The sequence below is a fragment of the Rhodococcus sp. P4_B6 genome, from assembly GCF_056402215.1.
The window spans coordinates 119,704-138,201 of sequence record NZ_JBFUHV010000005.1 but is presented as its reverse complement, the minus strand read 5'-3'; the positions used below and the strand labels follow the sequence as shown (position 1 = coordinate 138,201).

19 protein-coding genes are annotated in these 18,498 nt (G+C 68.7%); 5 read left to right on the top strand and 14 right to left on the bottom strand.

All coding sequences use genetic code 11. From position 1 onward, the window contains the following. Positions 1-55 precede the first annotated feature (55 nt). The 3 genes from AC1DWT_RS03935 to AC1DWT_RS03925 form a co-directional block, all read right to left on the bottom strand. Positions 56-2,329: a polyribonucleotide nucleotidyltransferase gene (locus AC1DWT_RS03935; protein ID WP_477919800.1), complete on the bottom strand. Its 2,274-nt coding sequence runs from the start codon at positions 2,327-2,329 to the stop codon at positions 56-58. Positions 2,330-2,642: 313 nt separating this feature from the next. After that, positions 2,643-2,912, bottom strand: coding sequence for a 30S ribosomal protein S15 (gene rpsO / locus AC1DWT_RS03930; RefSeq protein ID WP_206015308.1), 270 nt, complete (start codon positions 2,910-2,912; stop codon positions 2,643-2,645). Positions 2,913-3,022: 110 nt separating this feature from the next. Then, positions 3,023-3,997 carry a bifunctional riboflavin kinase/FAD synthetase gene (locus AC1DWT_RS03925; RefSeq protein ID WP_025432373.1) on the bottom strand — a complete coding sequence of 325 codons (975 nt, stop codon included), beginning with the start codon at positions 3,995-3,997 and terminating at the stop codon, positions 3,023-3,025. A gap of 176 nt (positions 3,998-4,173) precedes the next feature. Here AC1DWT_RS03925 and AC1DWT_RS03920 point away from each other — a divergent pair, with 176 nt between their 5' ends. Further along, a complete protein-coding gene (locus tag AC1DWT_RS03920; protein WP_143051390.1) occupies positions 4,174-4,887 on the top strand; it encodes a metal-dependent transcriptional regulator in 714 nt (237 codons plus the stop codon). Positions 4,888-4,891: 4 nt separating this feature from the next. Here AC1DWT_RS03920 and truB read toward each other — a convergent pair whose 3' ends face one another. The 11 genes from truB to rimP all read right to left on the bottom strand — a co-directional run bounded on the left by truB (position 4,892) and on the right by rimP (position 15,916). Beyond that, positions 4,892-5,809 carry a tRNA pseudouridine(55) synthase TruB gene (gene truB / locus AC1DWT_RS03915; protein WP_095860733.1) on the bottom strand — a complete coding sequence of 306 codons (918 nt, stop codon included), beginning with the start codon at positions 5,807-5,809 and terminating at the stop codon, positions 4,892-4,894. 62 nt (positions 5,810-5,871) lie between these two features. Then, a complete protein-coding gene (npt, locus tag AC1DWT_RS03910; protein ID WP_206015307.1) occupies positions 5,872-6,555 on the bottom strand; it encodes a 4'-phosphopantetheinyl transferase Npt in 684 nt (227 codons plus the stop codon). Further along, entirely contained in the window at positions 6,552-7,481 is a 930-nt protein-coding gene (locus AC1DWT_RS03905; protein ID WP_477919797.1) for a metallophosphoesterase family protein, read from the bottom strand. The genes npt and AC1DWT_RS03905 overlap by 4 nt, the downstream gene beginning before the upstream one ends. 1 nt (position 7,482) lies before the next feature. Further along, positions 7,483-8,871, bottom strand: a complete 1,389-nt coding sequence (locus AC1DWT_RS03900) for an MATE family efflux transporter (RefSeq protein ID WP_072937881.1) — start codon at positions 8,869-8,871, stop codon at positions 7,483-7,485. A gap of 12 nt (positions 8,872-8,883) precedes the next feature. Further along, entirely contained in the window at positions 8,884-9,885 is a 1,002-nt protein-coding gene (locus AC1DWT_RS03895; RefSeq protein ID WP_072937880.1) for a DHH family phosphoesterase, read from the bottom strand. Positions 9,886-9,896: 11 nt separating this feature from the next. After that, complete coding sequence (gene rbfA, locus AC1DWT_RS03890) at positions 9,897-10,385, bottom strand: 30S ribosome-binding factor RbfA (protein ID WP_015890370.1); 489 nt, start codon at positions 10,383-10,385, stop codon at positions 9,897-9,899. A gap of 113 nt (positions 10,386-10,498) precedes the next feature. Next, positions 10,499-10,789 (bottom strand): DUF503 domain-containing protein, encoded by a 291-nt coding sequence (locus tag AC1DWT_RS03885; protein WP_015890369.1) that lies wholly within the window; start codon positions 10,787-10,789, stop codon positions 10,499-10,501. 101 nt (positions 10,790-10,890) lie between these two features. Next, on the bottom strand, positions 10,891-13,815 hold the full coding sequence (gene infB, locus AC1DWT_RS03880; RefSeq protein ID WP_477919795.1) for a translation initiation factor IF-2: 2,925 nt from the start codon (positions 13,813-13,815) through the stop codon (positions 10,891-10,893). 105 nt (positions 13,816-13,920) lie between these two features. Then, the gene (locus tag AC1DWT_RS03875) at positions 13,921-14,274 is read right to left on the bottom strand and encodes a YlxR family protein (RefSeq protein ID WP_072937877.1); all 354 of its coding nucleotides are present in this window, start codon (positions 14,272-14,274) and stop codon (positions 13,921-13,923) included. 44 nt (positions 14,275-14,318) lie between these two features. Next, positions 14,319-15,350 carry a transcription termination factor NusA gene (gene nusA / locus AC1DWT_RS03870; RefSeq protein ID WP_206015306.1) on the bottom strand — a complete coding sequence of 344 codons (1,032 nt, stop codon included), beginning with the start codon at positions 15,348-15,350 and terminating at the stop codon, positions 14,319-14,321. Next, a complete protein-coding gene (gene rimP / locus AC1DWT_RS03865) occupies positions 15,347-15,916 on the bottom strand; it encodes a ribosome maturation factor RimP (RefSeq protein ID WP_206015305.1) in 570 nt (189 codons plus the stop codon). The genes nusA and rimP overlap by 4 nt, the downstream gene beginning before the upstream one ends. Before the next feature lie 197 nt (positions 15,917-16,113). Here rimP and AC1DWT_RS03860 point away from each other — a divergent pair, with 197 nt between their 5' ends. The 4 genes from AC1DWT_RS03860 (at position 16,114) to AC1DWT_RS03845 (ending at position 18,489) form a co-directional block, all read left to right on the top strand. Continuing rightward, positions 16,114-16,641 carry a hypothetical protein gene (locus AC1DWT_RS03860; protein WP_072937990.1) on the top strand — a complete coding sequence of 176 codons (528 nt, stop codon included), beginning with the start codon at positions 16,114-16,116 and terminating at the stop codon, positions 16,639-16,641. Beyond that, positions 16,638-17,081, top strand: coding sequence for a ferritin-like domain-containing protein (locus AC1DWT_RS03855; RefSeq protein WP_095860738.1), 444 nt, complete (start codon positions 16,638-16,640; stop codon positions 17,079-17,081). Before AC1DWT_RS03860 ends, AC1DWT_RS03855 begins: the two co-directional genes overlap by 4 nt. 98 nt (positions 17,082-17,179) lie before the next feature. Then, positions 17,180-17,665 carry a nuclear transport factor 2 family protein gene (locus AC1DWT_RS03850; RefSeq protein WP_095860739.1) on the top strand — a complete coding sequence of 162 codons (486 nt, stop codon included), beginning with the start codon at positions 17,180-17,182 and terminating at the stop codon, positions 17,663-17,665. Continuing rightward, a complete protein-coding gene (locus tag AC1DWT_RS03845; RefSeq protein ID WP_095860740.1) occupies positions 17,662-18,489 on the top strand; it encodes an SDR family NAD(P)-dependent oxidoreductase in 828 nt (275 codons plus the stop codon). Before AC1DWT_RS03850 ends, AC1DWT_RS03845 begins: the two co-directional genes overlap by 4 nt. Positions 18,490-18,498: the final 9 nt, after the last annotated feature.

The window sequence follows — 18,498 nt, the reverse complement described above, 5'->3', positions numbered from 1 at the left end:
CCGACGGCCCCGCACAGATTCGTGCGGGGCCGCCGGCGTGGTGACCGGGAGAAGACTACTTCTCGGCAGCCGCCTCTTCGCTCTGCTCGGCCGGAGCCGCAGCGCCGTCTTCCTCGACGGGGATCAGCGAGATCTTGCCGCGGTTGTCGATGTCGGCGATCTCGACACGCAACTTCGAGCCGACGCTCACGACGTCCTCGACCTTGGCGATGCGCTTGCCGCTGCCCAGCTTCGAGATGTGCACCAGCCCGTCGCGGCCGGGGAGGAGCGACACGAACGCACCGAAGGCGGTGGTCTTGACGACCGTACCCAGGAAGCGCTCGCCGACCTTCGGCAGCTGCGGGTTGGCGATGGCGTTGATCATGTCGATCGCGGCCTGCGCGGACGGGCCGTCCGTCGCACCGACGAACACGGTGCCGTCATCTTCGATGGAGATGTTGGCGCCGGTCTGCTCGGTGATGGAGTTGATCATCTTGCCCTTGGGGCCGATGACCTCACCGATCTTGTCGACGGGGACCTTGATGGCCGTGACGCGCGGGGCGAACGGGCTCATCTCGTCCGGGGTGTCGATGGCCTCGGCCATGACCTCGAGGATCGTGGCCCGCGCGTCCTTTGCCTGCGACAGCGCGCCGGCGAGGACCTTCGACGGGATGCCGTCGAGCTTCGTGTCGAGCTGCAGAGCCGTGACGAAGTCCTTCGTGCCCGCGACCTTGAAGTCCATGTCGCCGAACGCGTCCTCGGCACCGAGGATGTCGGTGAGCGCGACGTAACGGGTCTCACCGTCGACCTGGTCGGAGACGAGGCCCATGGCGATACCGGCGACCGGAGCCTTCAACGGCACACCAGCGTTGAGCAGTGCGAGCGTCGACGCACACACGGAGCCCATCGAGGTGGAGCCGTTGGAGCTGAGGGCCTCCGAGACCTGACGGATGGCGTACGGGAATTCCTCGACGCTGGGCAGCACGGGCATGAGAGCCCGCTCCGCCAGCGCGCCGTGACCGATCTCGCGGCGCTTCGGCGAACCGACGCGTCCCGTCTCACCGGTGGAGTACGGCGGGAAGTTGTAGTGGTGCATGTACCGCTTGGTCGTCTCGGGTCCGAGCGAATCGACCTGCTGCGCCATCTTCACCATGTCGAGGGTGGTGACACCCAGGATCTGGGTCTCGCCGCGCTCGAACAGAGCGGAGCCGTGGGCACGCGGAACGATGGCGACCTCGGCCGACAGCGAACGGATGTCCGTGATGCCGCGGCCGTCGATGCGGAACTGGTCGCGCAGGATGCGCTGACGGACCAGCTTCTTCGTCAGCGAGCGGAATGCCGCGCCGAGTTCCTTCTCGCGTCCCTCGAAGTTCGGGGCGACCTGCTCGAGGACCTCGACCTTGACCTCGTCGGTCTTGTCGTCGCGCTCCTGCTTGCCGGCGATGGTCAGCGCCGCGCTGAGCTTCTCCGCTGCGGCGGCCTCGACGGYGGCGAACACGTCGTCCTGGTACGCCGGGAAGACGGGGAAGTCACCGGTGGGCTTGGCCGCCTTGACCGCGAGCTGCTGCTGTGCGGTGCACAGGCGAGCGATGAACGGCTTGGCGGCTTCGAGGCCCTCGGCCACGATCGTCTCGGTGGGAGCCTGTGCGCCACCGTCGATCAGGGAGATCACGTTGTCGGTGGCCTCGGCCTCGACCATCATGATCGCGACGTCGGCGTCGTCACCGCTGCCGGAGACGATGCGACCGGCGACGACCATGTCGAAGACGGCGTTCTCGAGCTGCTCGACGGTGGGGAATGCGACCCACTGGCCGGCCTTGTTCTCGTCCGACGTGATGAGTGCGACACGCACGCCACCGACGGGGCCGGAGAACGGCAGTCCGGCGATCTGGGTGGAGGCCGACGCGGCGTTGATCGCGACCACGTCGTACAGGTCCTGCGGGTTCAGGCTCATCACCGTGACCACGACCTGGATCTCGTTGCGCAGGCCGTCGACGAACGACGGACGCAGCGGCCGGTCGATCAGGCGGCAGGTCAGGATCGCGTCCGTGGAGGGGCGGCCCTCACGACGGAAGAACGAGCCGGGGATGCGGCCCGCGGCGTACATGCGCTCCTCGACGTCCACCGTGAGGGGGAAGAAGTCGAAGTGCTCCTTGGGGTGCTTGCTGGCGCTCGTCGCGGACAGCAGCATCGTCTCGTCGTCCAGGTAGGCGACGACGGCGCCGGCGGCCTGCTGCGCGAGGCGACCGGTCTCGAAACGAATGGTGCGGGTTCCGAAGGACCCGTTGTCGATCACGGCGGTGGATTCGAACACGCCCTCATCGACTTCTACTGCGGAATTCTCTGTCATCTCTTCTTTTCACTTCCCTCTCGTCTTCGCCGTACCCGCGGGGGCGTTCTCACCCTCCTGGCGAGAACTGCGCACCTGAGGGACATCCCCCTCTCGAGTTCTCGGGATGTCACTGTGCGGAGGCGGCCGTCGATCGAAGTCCGCCGGACCGTGTCCGGAAGACCACTACCGAAGACCGACACCACATTCTCGGGTGCATACGGTAGTGCTGCCCTCGGCAGCTAACACCGATAGCCAGCGAGGCCCAGTCTAAGCAAGGCCCCGCCGGCTACCGGAGTGATTTGCGATCGAAATGACCGCGATGTTGCGAAACTCAGCGACGCAGGCCGAGACGCTCGATCAGCGAGCGGTAACGCTCGATGTCGACCTTCTGGACGTACTTGAGCAGACGACGACGGCGTCCGACCAGCAGCAGGAGGCCGCGGCGGGAGTGGTGGTCGTGCTTGTGCATCTTGAGGTGTTCGGTGAGATCGACGATGCGCTTGGTGAGCATGGCCACCTGCGCCTCCGGCGAACCGGTGTCGGTCTCGTGCAGGCCGTACTCGCTCAGAACCTGCTTCTTCTCTGCGGTGGTCAATGCCACTGGTTCACTCCTGGTGATGACGTTCGCGTGCAAGGATCGAAACTCGGCGCGGCCACCGCGAACCGCAGCGCACGCCAGCGGCCTACTTTACCAGCTGAAATGCGGGTGCTTTACCGCACGTCCTCCGATGCCGCGAGGATCGCGCGCGCACGCTCGGCGTCTTTGCCCATCGCGACGATCAGGTCGTCGACGGAATCGAACTTCTCCATCCCGCGGAGTCGCTCGACGAGGTCGACGGCCACGTGCTGGCCGTACAGGTCGGCTTCCCGGTCGAGGACGAAGGCCTCCACGGTGCGCGTCCGCCCGGAGAACGTCGGATTGGTACCCACCGACACGGCAGCCATGTACCGCTCACCGGAGGTGACGGTGCCCAGGTCGACTCCGTGCCCGAGCACGGTGAACCAGGCGGCGTACACGCCGTCCGCGGGAATCGCGGCATACATCGGCGGCGCGACGTTCGCGGTCGGGTAGCCGAGCTGGCGTCCGCGACCGTCGCCGTGGACGACGACGCCCTCGACACGGTGCGGGCGGCCAAGGGCCTCCGTCGCGGCGGCCATGTCGCCGGCGTCCACACAGGAGCGGATGTAGGTGGACGAGAACGTGACCGCATGCTCTGCGAGCAACGTCACACCGTCGACCGCGAAACCGAACCGGTCGCCGATCTGCCGCAGCAGGTCGACGTTGCCCGCGGCCTTCTTGCCGAACGTGAAGTTCTCACCGACGACGACGTCCGCCACGTGCAGGCGCTCCACGAGGATCTCGTGGGCGTACCGCTCCGGCGTCAGCTTCATGAATTCGGCGGTGAACGGCATGACGCAGAACACGTCGATGCCCAGCTCCTCCGCGAGCTCCGCCCTGCGGGCCAGCGTCGTGAGCTGGGCGGGATGACTGCCCGGACGAACCACTTCCATCGGATGAGGATCGAAAGTCATGAGCACGCTGGGTATTCCACGCGTGCGGGCAGCCGCCACCGCTCGACTGATCAATTGGGCGTGACCTCGGTGCACGCCATCGAATACGCCGATCGTGAGAACACAACGACCCCAGTCGGCAGGAACCTCGTCGAGACCACGCCATCTCAGCACGAGTGGCAGCCTACGGTGCCGCGCGCCGATGTTCATCTTCGGACCGGCTGTCCGGCGGTCCGGCGTGGCCGGGAAACGTCACGACCTCGCGGTTCGCGGTCGACGGTGACGTCCCCCGGGGACAGATCAGGTGTGTCGATGTGTCTCGCCGGTAAGACTTGCCTAAGCTCGTTGGCGTGGCCGTGAACAAGAATGACCAGAGCGTGACCGAGGACTCGACCTCCGAGACCGGGGCGCTCTCGGCAGTGGCGCAGGACTACCTGAAGGTCATCTGGACCGTTCAGGAGTGGTCGCAGGAGCGGGTCTCCACGAAACTGCTCTCCGAGAAGATCGGGGTGTCCGCGTCCACCGTGTCGGAGGCCATCCGGAAACTGTCCGATCAGGGCCTCGTCGACCACGCCCGCTACGGGTCGATCGCCCTGACCGAGGCGGGGCGCGTGGCGGCCGTCGGAATGGTCCGCAGGCACCGCCTCATCGAGACGTACCTGGTGCACGAACTCGGCTATGGCTGGGACGAGGTACACGACGAGGCGGAGGTGCTCGAGCACGCCGTCTCGGACCTGATGATCTCCCGGATGGACGCCAAGCTCGGCCATCCCGAACGCGATCCGCACGGCGATCCGATCCCCGCGGTCGACGGGTCGGTGCCCACTCCCCCGGCACGTCAGCTCAGCGACTTCGTCAACGGCGAGAGCGGCCGCATCGCCCGCATCTCGGACTCCGACCCGGCCATGCTGCGGTACTTCGACTCGGTGGGTGTGGCACTGGACGTGACGGTGACGGTGCTGGAGCGACGCGACTACGCCGGCACCGTGTCGGTCCGGATCGGCGTCCAGGAGGACACCGTCGAGCTCGGAAACCCCGCAGCCCAGGCCATCTGGCTGGTGTGAGCCGCTACCTCAGGGTCGCGGGACGGACCACCATCACCGAACTCGCCCGCTTTCCCCGCTCCTGGAGCAGCGCGATCGTGTGCCCACTCGGATCGATCGCGGCGTAGACGCCCTTGATTCCGATCGGCTCGAGCCAGCGACCCTGACTGATCGCTTCGGCCTCGTCCGCGTCGATCTGCCGGTGCGGGAACGCGGTCTGCGCGGCGGCGTCGATGTCGAGACTGACGCCCGGCTCCTCGGCCAACTGTTCCAGCGTGCGCGCGTGCTCGAGGGTGAACGGTCCCACCCGGGTCCGTCGCAGCGACGTGAGATGCCCGCCGACACCGATCAACGCGATCCCCAGATCACGGGCGAGCGCCCGCACATAGGTTCCGGACGAACATTCCACCTCGACGTCGAGGTCGACGAACGTGCCCTCGGTGCGCCTCGCGATCACCTCGAACCGGGACACCGTGACCGACCGGGGCGCGAGTTCGAACTCCTCACCCGCGCGGATCAGCGCGTGCGCCCGCCGGCCGTCCACCTTGATGGCGCTGACGCTCGACGGGACCTGCTGGATGTCCCCGGTGAGGGTGCGCACCTGCGCCGCGATCTCCTCGTCCCTCACGCCGGACGCATCGGCCGACGCGACGACGTCACCCTCGGCGTCGTCGGTGGTGGTGGCCTGCCCCAACCGAATCGTGGCCGTGTACGCCTTGGTCGTCAGCGCGAGGAGCCCCAGCAGCTTCGTCGCCCGCTCCACACCGAGCACCAGCACCCCGGTGGCCATCGGGTCCAGAGTGCCCGCGTGGCCGACCTTCCGGGTGCCGAGTAGCTTGCGACACCGGGCCACCACGTCGTGGCTGGTGACGCCCGCGTCCTTGTCGACGATGAGCAGTCCGGCGCCGACGAGACCGGAAGAGGGCTTTTCACGTGCAGACACGAGGCCCGATTCTGCCAGCCGCCGTCACGGCGTCGAAATCAGTGCACCGCACAGTCCCGAAATCAGTGCACCGCAATGGCAGTGATGATGAGTCCGTCGGACACCATCCACCGTCCGTCGAACGACGCCAGCGGTGGTCCGTCGACGGTCTCCCCGGAGATGAGGAGATCCGAATGGAACGTGCCGGTGCCGTCGCCGGACGCCTCGAACGTGATGTGCGCGTCCTCGAACCCGAGCCACCGGGCGGTGAGCGGGAACCACGCCTTGTACGTGGCTTCCTTGGCGCAGAACAGCAGCCTGTCCCGGTGCACCGGACCGCCGGTCGCCGATCGCCACTGCCCGGAGTCCGCCGCACCCGACAGCCAGTCGCGTTCGGCGGGCAGGCTCACCGCGTCCAGCACCCCGTCGGGCAGCGCGTCGTGCGGTTCGGCGTCGATGCCGACGGACCGCACCTGCATCGCGTAGCCGAGCGCCGCGCCGCGGTAACCGTCGCAGTGGGTGAGGCTTCCGACCACGCCGCGCGGCCACACCGGGGAACCCTTGTCGCCCCGCAGAACAGGGGCCTGGTCCACACCCAGCTTCGTCATCGCGAGGCGGGCGCAGTAGCGTGCGGTGGTGAATTCGCGTCGCCGCTTCTCCACCGCCCGCCCGATCAGCGCCTCCTCCTGCGGGTACGGACGCAGCCCCGCCGGGTCCTCGAACAGTTCGGAGGACACCACGCCGGCCGGCAGAATTCTCTCGATCACAGGGCCCCCCTCGCCCGCATCTTCTCCACTTCGGCTTCCTGTTCGGGAGTGACCTTGAAGTGGCCGCCCCACTTGTTCAGCGTGCCCGGCGGATACTCCGGCACCGGGAGGATCTGCCGCAGCAGGTTGTCCGGGAGTCCCCGCCGCTGCCACTCCCGCGGGTAGCCCAGCGATACCTCCTCGAACCGCACCCCGTCGTAGTAGGTGGTGCGCGGAATGTGCAGATGCCCGTACACGGCGCAGACGGCGTTGTACCGGGTGTGCCAGTCCGCGGTCAGTTCGGTGCCGCACCACAGCGAGAACTCCGGGTACCACAGCACCTGCGTGGGCTGACGCACCAGCGGGAAGTGGTTGATCAGAACGGTGCGGGTGCCGGCGGGGAGGGCGTCCAGCCGGGCCTTCGTCGTCTCGACGCGGTTGCGGCACCAGGCGTCCCGGGTTCCGTACGGTTCGCTCGACAGCAGGAACTCGTCCGTGGCCACCACGTTCTTCTCCCGCGCGATCGCGAGGCCTTCCTCCTTGGTGGTGGCGCCGTCGGGCAKGAACGTGTAGTCGTACAGCAGGAACATCGGGACCAGCGTGACCGGGCCGTCCTCCCCCTCCCACACCGGGAACGGGTCCTCGGGGGTGATGACCCCGATCTCGCGGCACATGGTGACGAGGTAGTCGTAGCGGGCGGCGCCGTGGATCTGCACCGGGTCCTTCGCCGTCGTCCACAGTTCGTGGTTGCCGGGAACCCAGATGACCTGCGCGAAACGACTCCGCAGAAGTTTCAGCGCCCACCGGATGTCGTCGGTCTTCTCCGACACGTCCCCGGCGACGATCAGCCAGTCCTCGGGCGAGTCCGGGTAGATGTCCTCGGTGATCGGGCGGTTTCCCCGGTGCCCCACATGGGTGTCGCTCACCGCCATCAGTTTGGGTGCCACGTCAACCACCTTTCCGATCGTGCTCCGCCGCCGGATCGCTGTCCGATCCGTGCCGTGCCTGCAGGTCGGCCCCGACCACTGCCCAGCGGCCCGATCCGACCCGCCACACGACCGCAAGCATCCGAAGAATTAAGAACACCGTGAGTCCCGTCCAGATTCCCGCCAGGCCCCAGTCGTTCAGCATCGACAGCCAGATCAGTGGCAGGAACCCGGCCAGCGCGCAGGCCAGCGTGGCGTTCCGGAGGAAGGCGACGTCCCCGGCCCCGAGCAGCACTCCGTCGAGCGCGAACACGACGCCGGCCACCGGCATGATCGCGACGAAGAACCACCACGCCACCGCCATCTCGTCGAGCACGGCCCGGTCGGAGGTGAACAGTTCGGGGATCACGCCGTGACCGAGGGCGAAGATCAGGGCGAGTCCGGCCGCGAAGATCGTGGACCACCGGGTGATGCGCCACGACAGTCGCGTGGCGCCTGCAGCGTGCCCGGCACCGAGTGCGGCACCGACGAGCGCCTGCGCGGCGATCGCCAGGGAGTCGAGGGTGAGGGCCACGAGGTTCCACAGCTGCAGTACCACCTGGTGGGCGGCGACCGCGGCGGCGCCGAACCGGGACGCGACGGCGGCGGCCGAGAGGAAGCACGCCTGGAACGCCAGACTACGCAGGATCAGGTCGCGGCCGAGAACCATCTGGGCGCGCATGACGTGCCACCGCGGGCGCAACGGCACCCGCTCCACCACCAGCGCCCCGACGAACAGACTCGCGGACACGGCCTGCCCGGTCACGTTCGCGACCGCCGAACCCTCGAGTTCCAGCCGCGGCGCGCCCCACAATCCGTACACCAGCACCGGGCAGGCCACAGCCGACACGACCAGACCGGCGATCACGAAACGCAGGGGCCGCACCGTGTTCTGCACACCCCGCATCCAGCCGTTGCCCGCCATCGCGATGAGGATCAGCGGGGCGCCGAACACCGCGATCCGCAACCAGCTCCCGGCGGCCGCCGCGATGTCGGAGCCACCCGCTATCGCCGACGTGACCGGGCGTCCGAACAGCTGGACCAGCGCGATCACCAGCGCGCCGATGCCCAGTGCCAGCCAGGTGGCCTGGACACCCTCCCGGACCGCGCCGCGCTCGTCGCCGGCCCCGTGCATGCGGGACGCGCGCGCCGTCGTGCCATAGGACAGGAACGTCAGCTGGGTGCTGACCTGGGCGAGAATGAGGCCACCGACGGCAAGACCCGCGAGCGCCAGCGCACCCAGACGGCCGACGACAGCGATGTCGAAGAGCAGATAGATCGGTTCGGCCGCGAGCACACCGAGCGCCGGCAACGCCAGCCCGAACACCGTCCGGGCGGTCGCGTCGCCCGTGACTTCCGAAACCTCAGCCAACGATTTCGGACCTCAGCCGAGCGATTCGACGAGCGAGTTCACGATCTCGTCCGCAGAGTTCACGGCCGTGTAGCCGGCGGCGAACCGGTGACCGCCGCCGCCGAGGTACCCGGCGACGACCGAGACGTCCACGTCGGATTTCGACCGCAGCGACACCGACCACGTGCCGTCCACCGCCTCCTTGAGGACGGCCGCGACCTCCGCCTCGGACGTCGTCCGGACGATGTCGATGACGCTCTCGATCTCTTCCGAGCGCAGATCCCCGACGTAGGCCTGCCGGATGACGGCGTAGACGAGTCCCCGCCCGCCCGCCGCCTCCGGGACGAGCGTCGCCGATCCGAGCACCGACGACAGCATCGGCAGCCAGCCGAACGGGTGGGTGTCGAGCAGGCGACGGGCGATGCGGGCCCCGTCGATGCCGGTGGCGAGGAGCCGCTCCGCGAGGGTGTGGGTGCCGGGCTGCACCCAGCGGAACGAACCGGTGTCGGTCACGAGACCCGCGTACAGGCAGTGCGCGAGGTCTGCGTCGATGTCCACACCCCACACGTCGAACATCTGCGCCACGACAGCGGTCGTCGACTCCGCCGACTCGTCGATCAGGTTCATGCGACCGAACCGGGTGTTGGACCGGTGGTGATCGATGACGAGGGTCTCCCCCGCGTTCGCGAGCCGGCCGGCGAGCTTCCCGAGACGTCCGGCGCTCCCGCAGTCGACGGTCACGAGCAGATCGACGTTGCGGCGCACCTGGTCCGCGGGCACCAGCAGGTGGGTGCCCGGCAGTTCCCGCATCGACTCCGGCAGTTCATCGGGCGCGCCGAACGCGACCTGCACCGGAATCCCTTTGCGCTCGAGCACCAATGCCAGGGCGAGTCCACTGCCGATCGTGTCGGCATCGGGTTGGACGTGACACAGAATCGTCACCGACGTCGCGTTCTCGAGAACGGCGACCGCTTGCGGCAGAAACACCTCGTGACGATCGAGATCAGACAGGGACGTCTCCTGAGTGTGGGTCATGTCGGTTCGTGTCAGTCCGCCTGGCGGGACCGGGACGGCTCGTCGACTTCGGCGTCGTCCGCGTCCTCGACTCGGGGTTCCTTGTACGGGTCGGGGTCGCCGGCCGGGGACGCACCGGCCGCGACCCGCGCGACCTCGTCGTCGGCGGCGCGAGCGCGGGCGAGGAGTTCCTCCATGTGCCGCGCCGTGTCGGGGACCGTGTCCGCGACGAACGTCAGCGTGGGCGTGAACCGGACTCCGGTGCCTGCGCCCACCTTCGAGCGCAGAACACCCTTCGCCTTCTCCAGTCCCGCAGCCGCGGACACGAGGTCCGGTTCGGACTCGAGGTCGGCGCCCATCACGGTGTAGTAGACAGTGGCGTCGTGAAGGTCGGCCGTCACCTTGGTATCGGTGATCGTGACGAACGCCAGGCGAGGGTCCTTGATTTCGTGGTCGATCGCCGTCGCGACGATCGTGCCGATGCGCTTGGCGAGTTTGCGTGCCCGGGCGGGATCCACCATGACAATCAGACTCCTCTCCCTGGCCGCTGGATAAGTTGTGAAGTTGCGGTGTAGCTGTAGTTCATTCTGCACGCCGGGCCGCGCATGCGGCGGGGCGGGCAAGGCGCTCCGAATCAGTCCTCGGGGCCGAAAATCCTCCGCCGGACCGCAAGGAGTTGCAGTTCCGGCATCCCGGCGACGTGCCGTTCGCACGTGTCGAGCACCTCGTGTACGTGATCGACCGCCGAACTCGCCATCGTGACGCCGAGCATCGACCGGCGGTACCGATCCTGTTCCCCGGTCTCCGCCGCCGAGACGCCGTAACGTCGCAGCTCCGCCAGAACCGGTTTGACCATTGCACGTTTCTCTTTCAGAGATCGCACGTCACCGAGCAAGATGTCGAGCTCGAGCGCACCGACGTACAAACTTTCCTCCTTCGGGGAGACGTGCGCTCCCCCGGCCGATCGACTCGGCCGGAGAAGCGCACGCCGGATGACGCTGCTGCGTCACCCCAAACGGATGGCGACTAGTCGCGCGGCTTTTCCCGAAGCTCGTAGGCCTCGATGACGTCACCGACCTTGATGTCGGAGTAGGTGAGCGTCAAACCGCACTCGTAACCCTCGCGTACCTCGACAGCGTCCTCCTTCTCCCGCTTCAGCGAGGAGATGGTGACGGTCTCGGCGACAACCGTGTTGTCACGCAGCAGCCGGGCCTTCGCATTGCGACGGATGGTACCCGAGGTGACGAGGCAACCGGCAATGTTGCCGACCTTGGACGAACGGAACATCGCGCGGATCTCCGCCTTGCCCAGCTCGACCTCTTCGTAGATCGGCTTGAGCATGCCCTTGAGAGCCTTCTCGACCTCGTCGATGGCCTGGTAGATCACCGAGTAGTACCGGATGTCGACGCCCTCGCGGTTCGCCAACTCGGTCGCCTTGCCCTCGGCGCGCACGTTGAACCCGATGATGATCGCGTTCGACGCAGCGGCCAGGTTGACGTTGGTCTCGGTGACGCCACCGACACCGCGGTCGATGACCCGCAACTGCACCTCGTCGTCGATCTCGATGCCGTGCAGCGCCTCTTCCAAGGCCTCCACGGTTCCCGAGTTGTCGCCCTTGAGGATGAGGTTGAGCTGCGACGTCTCCTTGAGAGCCGAATCCAGGTCCTCGAGGCTGATGCGCTTGCGACTCTTCGCGGCCAGAGCGTTGCGCTTCCRCGCATTGCGCCGGTCGGCGATCTGACGGGCGATGCGGTCCTCGTCGACCACGAGCAGGTTGTCGCCTGCACCGGGGACCGACGTGAAGCCGACCACCTGGACGGGACGCGAGGGCAGGGCCTCGAGCACGTCGTCGCCGTGCTCGTCGACCATGCGGCGCACACGTCCGTATGCGTCGCCGGCCACGATCGAGTCGCCGACCCGCAGCGTTCCGCGCTGGATGAGCACGGTCGCGACGGGGCCGCGTCCACGGTCGAGGTGCGCCTCGATGGCGACACCCTGAGCGTCCATGTCCGGGTTGGCCCGCAGGTCCAGGGCGGCGTCCGCCGTCAACAGCACTGCTTCGAGCAGCGCGTCGATGTTGGTGCCCTGCTTCGCCGAGATGTCGACGAACATGGTGTCTCCGCCGTATTCCTCGGTGACCAGTCCGTACTCGGTGAGCTGCTGCCGGATCTTGTCCGGGTTCGCGCCTTCCTTGTCGATCTTGTTCACCGCGACCACGATCGGCACGTCGGCCGCCTGGGCGTGGTTGATCGCTTCCACCGTCTGCGGCATGACGCCGTCGTCGGCGGCGACGACCAGGATCGCGAGGTCGGTGGCCTTGGCACCACGGGCACGCATGGCCGTGAAGGCCTCGTGACCGGGGGTGTCGATGAACGTCACGAGACGCTCGTTGCCGTCGAGCTCGGTCAGCACCTGGTAGGCACCGATGTGCTGCGTGATGCCGCCGGCCTCGCCCTCACGGACGTTGGCCTTGCGGATCGTGTCGAGCAGTCGGGTCTTACCGTGGTCGACGTGGCCCATGACGGTGACCACCGGCGGCCGGGACTCGAGGTCCTCTTCGCCGCCCTCGTCCTCGCCGTAGGTGAGGTCGAAGCTGTCGAGCAGCTCGCGGTCCTCGTCCTCCGGGCTGACAACCTGGACGACGTAGTTCATCTCGCCGCCGAGCAGTTCCAGCGTCTCGTCGTTGACCGACTGGGTCGCCGTCACCATCTCGCCGAGGTTGAACAGTGCCTGCACCAACGCTGCGGGGTTCGCGTCGATCTTCTCCGCGAAGTCCGACAGGGAAGCACCGCGGGCGAGGCGAATGGTCTCGCCGTTGCCACGGGGCAACCGCACGCCGCCGACGGCGGGCGCCTGCATGGAATCGTATTCCTGGCGCTTCTGCCGCTTCGACTTGCGACCACGACGCGGGGCGCCACCGGGACGACCGAAGGCACCTGCTGCCGCACCGCGCTGACCGGGGCGTCCACCGCCACCGGGACGACCGCGGAAACCACCTGCGGGTGCTCCGCCACCGGGCGCGCCTGCGCCGGCACCGGGGGCTCCGCCGCCGCGGTATCCACCGCCGCCGCCACCGGGACGACCGCCGGGGGCTCCGCCGGGACGGCCGGGACGACCGCCGGGAGCGGGACGTGCCGAACGAGCGGGCATCGCGCCCGGGTTGGGGCGAGGAGGCATCGAGCCGGGGCTGGGACGAGGTCCACCCTGACCCGGTGCCGGACGGGGACCGCCCTGGCCGGGAGCCGGACGGGGTCCACCCTGACCGGGAGCCGGACGAGGACCGCCCTGACCCGGTGCCGGACGAGGTCCACCCTGGCCGGGAGCCGGACGGGGTGCACCCGGACGCGGCGCGCCGGGAGCGGGACGGGGTGCCGGACGCTCGGCCGGAGCCGAGGAGTACGGGTTGTTACCGACGCGCGGGGGCTTCGGGCCGGGACGGGGTCCGCCGGGCTTGGCGCCCGTGGACGGAGCCGCGGGAGCACTGGCCGCCGCCGGGGCGGCCGGGGCTGCGGGTGCGGCCGGAGCCGGGGCAGCCGGGGTGGGGCGACCGGGCTTGGGAGCATTGCTCGCCGGTGCAGCCGGGGTGACTGCGCTCGCTGCGGGTGCGGCCGGTGCCGGGGCCTGAGCCTCGGGAGTGGGCGCGGGTGCTGCTGCAGCGGGTGCGGCCGGAGCCGGGGCTGCCGGCTTGGGGCCGGGACGGGGTCCGCCCGGCTTGGCCGAGGTCACGGGGGCGCTCGGCGCGGGCGCGCCGGGCTTGGCAGCCGGACGGGCTGCGGAATCGGCCGACTTCGCCGACGGGAAGGACTCCCGCAGACGCCTGGCGACGGGCGCCTCCACTGTGGAGGACGCCGACTTCACGAACTCGCCCTGCTCCTTGAGCGTTGCGAGTAGTTCTTTACTTGTGACACCGAGTTCTTTAGCCAACTCGTGCACGCGGGCCTTGCCTGCCACTGCTCTCCTCACTGATGAGGTCGAGCAGGAGGCTCCCCTGAGAGGGGCCCGCACGACCTCGGGTTATCTCCGATGGACGATCATCGCTGGTGCTTCACGGTGTGCTCATGAGTGCTTGTGCCTGTTCTGTTCGAGAGGTACTGCTCTGGGTGGGTGCCCTGCGCGTACCCAGTGGTCGACTTCTGACGTGTCGACACTTCCGGACACTCGCAGCGCTCTGCCGAATGCTCGGCGTCGTTCCGCGAGACTCAGGCAAACCTCGACGGGGTGCAGCCACGCACCTCGACCGGGAAGCCTGCGCCTCGGGTCCGGGGCGAGAACATGACCTTGCGGCCCGCTCTCACTAACCACAACCCTGAGCAGATCGACAGCCAGCGCGCGCTCCCTACATCCTATGCATGTTCGGACCGGTGAACCGGTAGGAACGCGCGCGGAATCGGGATGCTCATGCTGAACCATTGACCACTCTACCGCCGACTTGCCCCGATCTCCGCATTCCCGGCTCAACGACTGGTCGCGGCGGGTCCGCCTGCCGACTCGGGAGCGGGTGCGGCGTCACTGCGGATATCGATTCGCCACCCGGTCAAGCGCGCAGCAAGACGGGCATTTTGCCCTTCCTTGCCGATGGCGAGGGACAGCTGGAAGTCGGGGACGACGACACGCGCGGCCCGGGCCTCCGGATCCACGACAGTGACGGAGACCACTTTCGACGGTGACAGCGCGTTGCCGACGAACCGGGCCGGGTCGTCGTCGAAGTCGATGATGTCGATCTTCTCGCCGGCGAGCTCACTCATCACGTTGCGCACCCGCTGACCCATCGGCCCGATGCATGCGCCCTTCGCATTCAGCCCCTGCACCCGCGACTGGACGGCGATCTTCGACCGGTGGCCTGCCTCCCGGGCGACGGCGATGATCTCGACCGAGCCGTCCGCGATTTCCGGAACCTCGAGCGCGAACAGTTTGCGCACGAGGTTCGGGTGGGTGCGCGACAACGTGATCTGCGGCCCGCGCTGCCCGCGGGCGACACCGACGACGTAACACTTGAGCCGCTCGCCGTGTTCGTAATTCTCCCCGGGCACCTGCTCGGCGGGCGGGATCAGGCCCTCGGCGCCGCTGGCCTCGCTCCCGATCCGCACCACGACCATGCCGCGCGAGTTCGCCCTCGTGTCGCGCTGGATCACGCCGCCGACGATCTCACCCTCATGGGTGGAGTACTCGCCGAAGCTCCGCTCGTGCTCGGCGTCGCGCAGCCGCTGGAGAATGACCTGGCGCGCGGTGGTCGCCGCGATCCGGCCGAAACCTTCCGGGGTGTCGTCCCATTCCTCGCCGACCATGTTGCCGTCGGAGTCGACGTCGTGCGCCATCACCCGCACGATGCCGCTCTTGGTGTCGACGTCGATCCGGGCGTGCTGCCGATGCCCCTCGGTGTGCCGGTAGGCGGTGAGCAGCGCCGTCTGGATGGTCGAGATGACGGTCTCGATCGAGATGCCCTTGTCGGCTTCGATGGCGCGTAGCGCCGCAATGTCGATATTCACTTGTCCAGCCCCTCTACTACTTCATCTTCCGACGCGTCTGCGTCCGCAGGTGCCACGCGACCCTCGGGTATTCCGCCGGCGAGTTCCAGCTCCCTCGGGTCGGGTTTCGAGAATTCCACCTGCACAACAGCTTTCTGAATGTCCGGGAGCGCGATGCGCCGAACGTCCGGACCGGTGCGCGAGCCGATCACCACCGCGACCGAGTCGCCGTCGAGGGCCCCGATCCGGCCCACGACGGTCTCGTGCGCGAGGTCGATCCGGGCCTTGCGGCCGCGGGCCCGCTGCCAGTGCCGCTCGTGCGTGAGCGGCCGGTCGATGCCGGGAGACGTGACCTCGAGCGTGTACGGGGACTCCCCGAAATCGGACACCGAGTCGAACACCTCGGAGATCTCGTGGCTGAGGTTCGCGACCGCGTCGAGTTCGAGCCCGGCGTCGCTGTCCACCATGATCCGGACTGCGCTGTGCCTGCCCGCGAGGGTGACCGCAACGTCCTCCAAGTCGTAGCCCTGGCGTTGGACCAGATCGGAGATGAGCTCCGTCACCCTCTCCTTGGATGGAACCGGCATCGGGGAAGCTCCTCGTTTCAGTTGTCGCTCGTCGTGTGTCGTGGTCTGCAGGTCACCGTGCCGCACAGGGCAGCACCTCGAACCCGTCGGGACGGGTTCGAGCATCTAAGAGTAACGCCGATTCGAGGCGCCCGTGACCAGCCCCGGTGCTCGATTCCCGGGATCGCGGCCCGACCTGGCACCATGGACCGGTGCTCATGCCCACCGTCTCCCGGCCCCCGACATCCGGTCCGGCCGTGTCCCGGCGCACCGCTCTCCGGTTCGCAGCAGCCTCCGCGTTCGGCGTCGCGAGCGTCCCCGTGCTGGCGGGATGCGCAGACGGCGAGGACGCCGACACCGAGGTCGATTCACTGGTCGCGCAGTCGCGTCTGGCGCGTCGCGACGCCGCGGGCGCGGCGGCGACCATCGCACTACTGCCCGACCGCGGCGCGGCACTCGAACTCGTCCGCGCCCAGCGCACCGCGCACGCCGACGCGTTGGACGCCGAAATCGCCAGGGCCGCGGGAACTTACCCGGACGGCACCGCGCCGACCACATCCGCTCCCCCGTCGGCGACACCGACCGCACCCGCGCCTCCGCCCGGTCTCGAGCAATTGCGGGCCGACCTGGCCGAGTCGCAGCGCAGTGCAGCCGACTCGGCACGCGCGCTGACCGCGTACCGCGCGGGACTGTGTGCGTCGATCAGCGCCGCGTGCGGAACGTACCTGGCGGTGGTGCTGCCGTGACGACACCCACCGAAGCCGAGAGCAGGAGCCTCGGCGACGCGCTGGCCGCCGAACATTCCGCGGTGTTCGCCTACGGGGTGGTCGCCGCCTTCTCGAATCCCACGCGGGCGGCGCAGGTGGCCACCGCCGCCGCGGCCCACCGGGCCCGCCGGGACGAACTCCTGGACACGCTGACCGCGGCGGGTCTGACGGCCCCGGCCGCCGAAGCGGGCTACACGCTGCCGTTCCCGGTCACCGACCCGATCACCGCCGCGCAACTCGCGGCCCAGGTCGAGGCGGACACCGCGGTCGCGTGGCGGGCGGTCGTCGAACACGGCGAGACGGCGGACACCCGGACGCTCGGCGTGACCGCGCTGACCGACGCCGCCGTCCGGGAGGCCACCTGGCGGGTGGCACTCGGAACCGATCCGGTGGTCGACCCGTTTCCCGGCCAACCCTGACACGGAGGTTCCCGCCCACCGGGATTGTGCCCCCACCCGGCGCGCTCCCGGCTTAGCGTCTCTCCCGACACACTGAACGGCAACGGGAGGACGGCGGCGTGGACGAACGCTCGGTGGAGCAGCGTGTGGCGGACCTGGAGCGGGTGACCGCGATCAAGGCCCTCAAGTACCGCTACTGGCGAGCGTGCGACGGCAAGGATCCGGACGCGTTCCGTGCCTGCTTCGTCGCGTCCGGGGCGTCCGTCGACTTCGGCCCCCTCGGCCGGTTCGACGACGCCGACCGGCTCACGGACGTCTTCCGCAGGATCGCGCTCCACGAGGTGGACGGCAAGCACGTGATCCTGGACATGCACCACGGCTTCCATCCGGATATCGTGCTGCGCGGCGACACCGAGGCGACCGGTACGTGGACGCTGCAGTTCCGCCAGGTCGATCTGCTGAAGCGGACGGAAACCGTGTCCGCCGGCGAGTACGACGACGCCTACCGCTTCGAGGACGGCGAATGGCGAATGTCGCGATGCCACTTCACCACTCGATGGTCGATCACCCGCCCGCTCACCGAGGACACGGTGGTCGTCCAGTGAGCGCCGGGGTAGCACTGGTCACCGGGGGAAGCCGCGGCGTCGGCAAGGGCGTCGCGACCGCGCTGGGGGCCGCCGGGTGGACTGTCTACGTCACCGGACGCGGCCCGGTGACCGCGGACAGCCCGCTGTCGGCGTCCGCGCGGGCGGTCACCGACGCCGGGGGCACCGGCATCGCGGTGGCGTGCGATCACCGCGTCGACGAGGAGGTGCACGCCCTGTTCGCCCGGATCTCGGACGAGCAGTCAGGCCGACTCGACCTGCTGGTCAACAACGTGTGGGCCGCCCCCGCGGGATTCGGCGGGTTCAGCACACCGTTCTGGGAACGGCCCCTCGGCGACTGGGACTCGCTGATCGGCGTCGGACTGCGCGCCCATTACGTCGCGTCCGTGGAGGCAGCGCGGTTGATGGTGCCCCGGCGGTCCGGGTTGATCGCGAACATCTCGTCGTTCGGGACCCGGGGACATCTCCACTCGGTGCTCTACGGCATGTCCAAGGCCGGGTTGGACAAGATGGCCAGCGACATGGCGGCGGAGCTGGCTCCGCACGACGTCCGTGCGGTCTCGCTGTGGCCGGGCATCGTGCGCACGGAGATGATCGTCGCCAGCGGGATGGAGACCATTGCCGGCTTTCCCGTGGCGGACGCCGAGTCTCCCGAGTTCGTCGGCGAGGTGATCTGCGCCCTCACCGCGGACCCCACCCTGCCGGACCGCAGCGGCCACACCTTCGTGACGGCGGAGCTGGCCGTCGAATACGGCATCACCGACACGCAGGGCCGCACCCCGCCGTCGCACCGGGAACCGTTCGGCGGCGGTCCCCTGTTCTGAGCCGTGGCC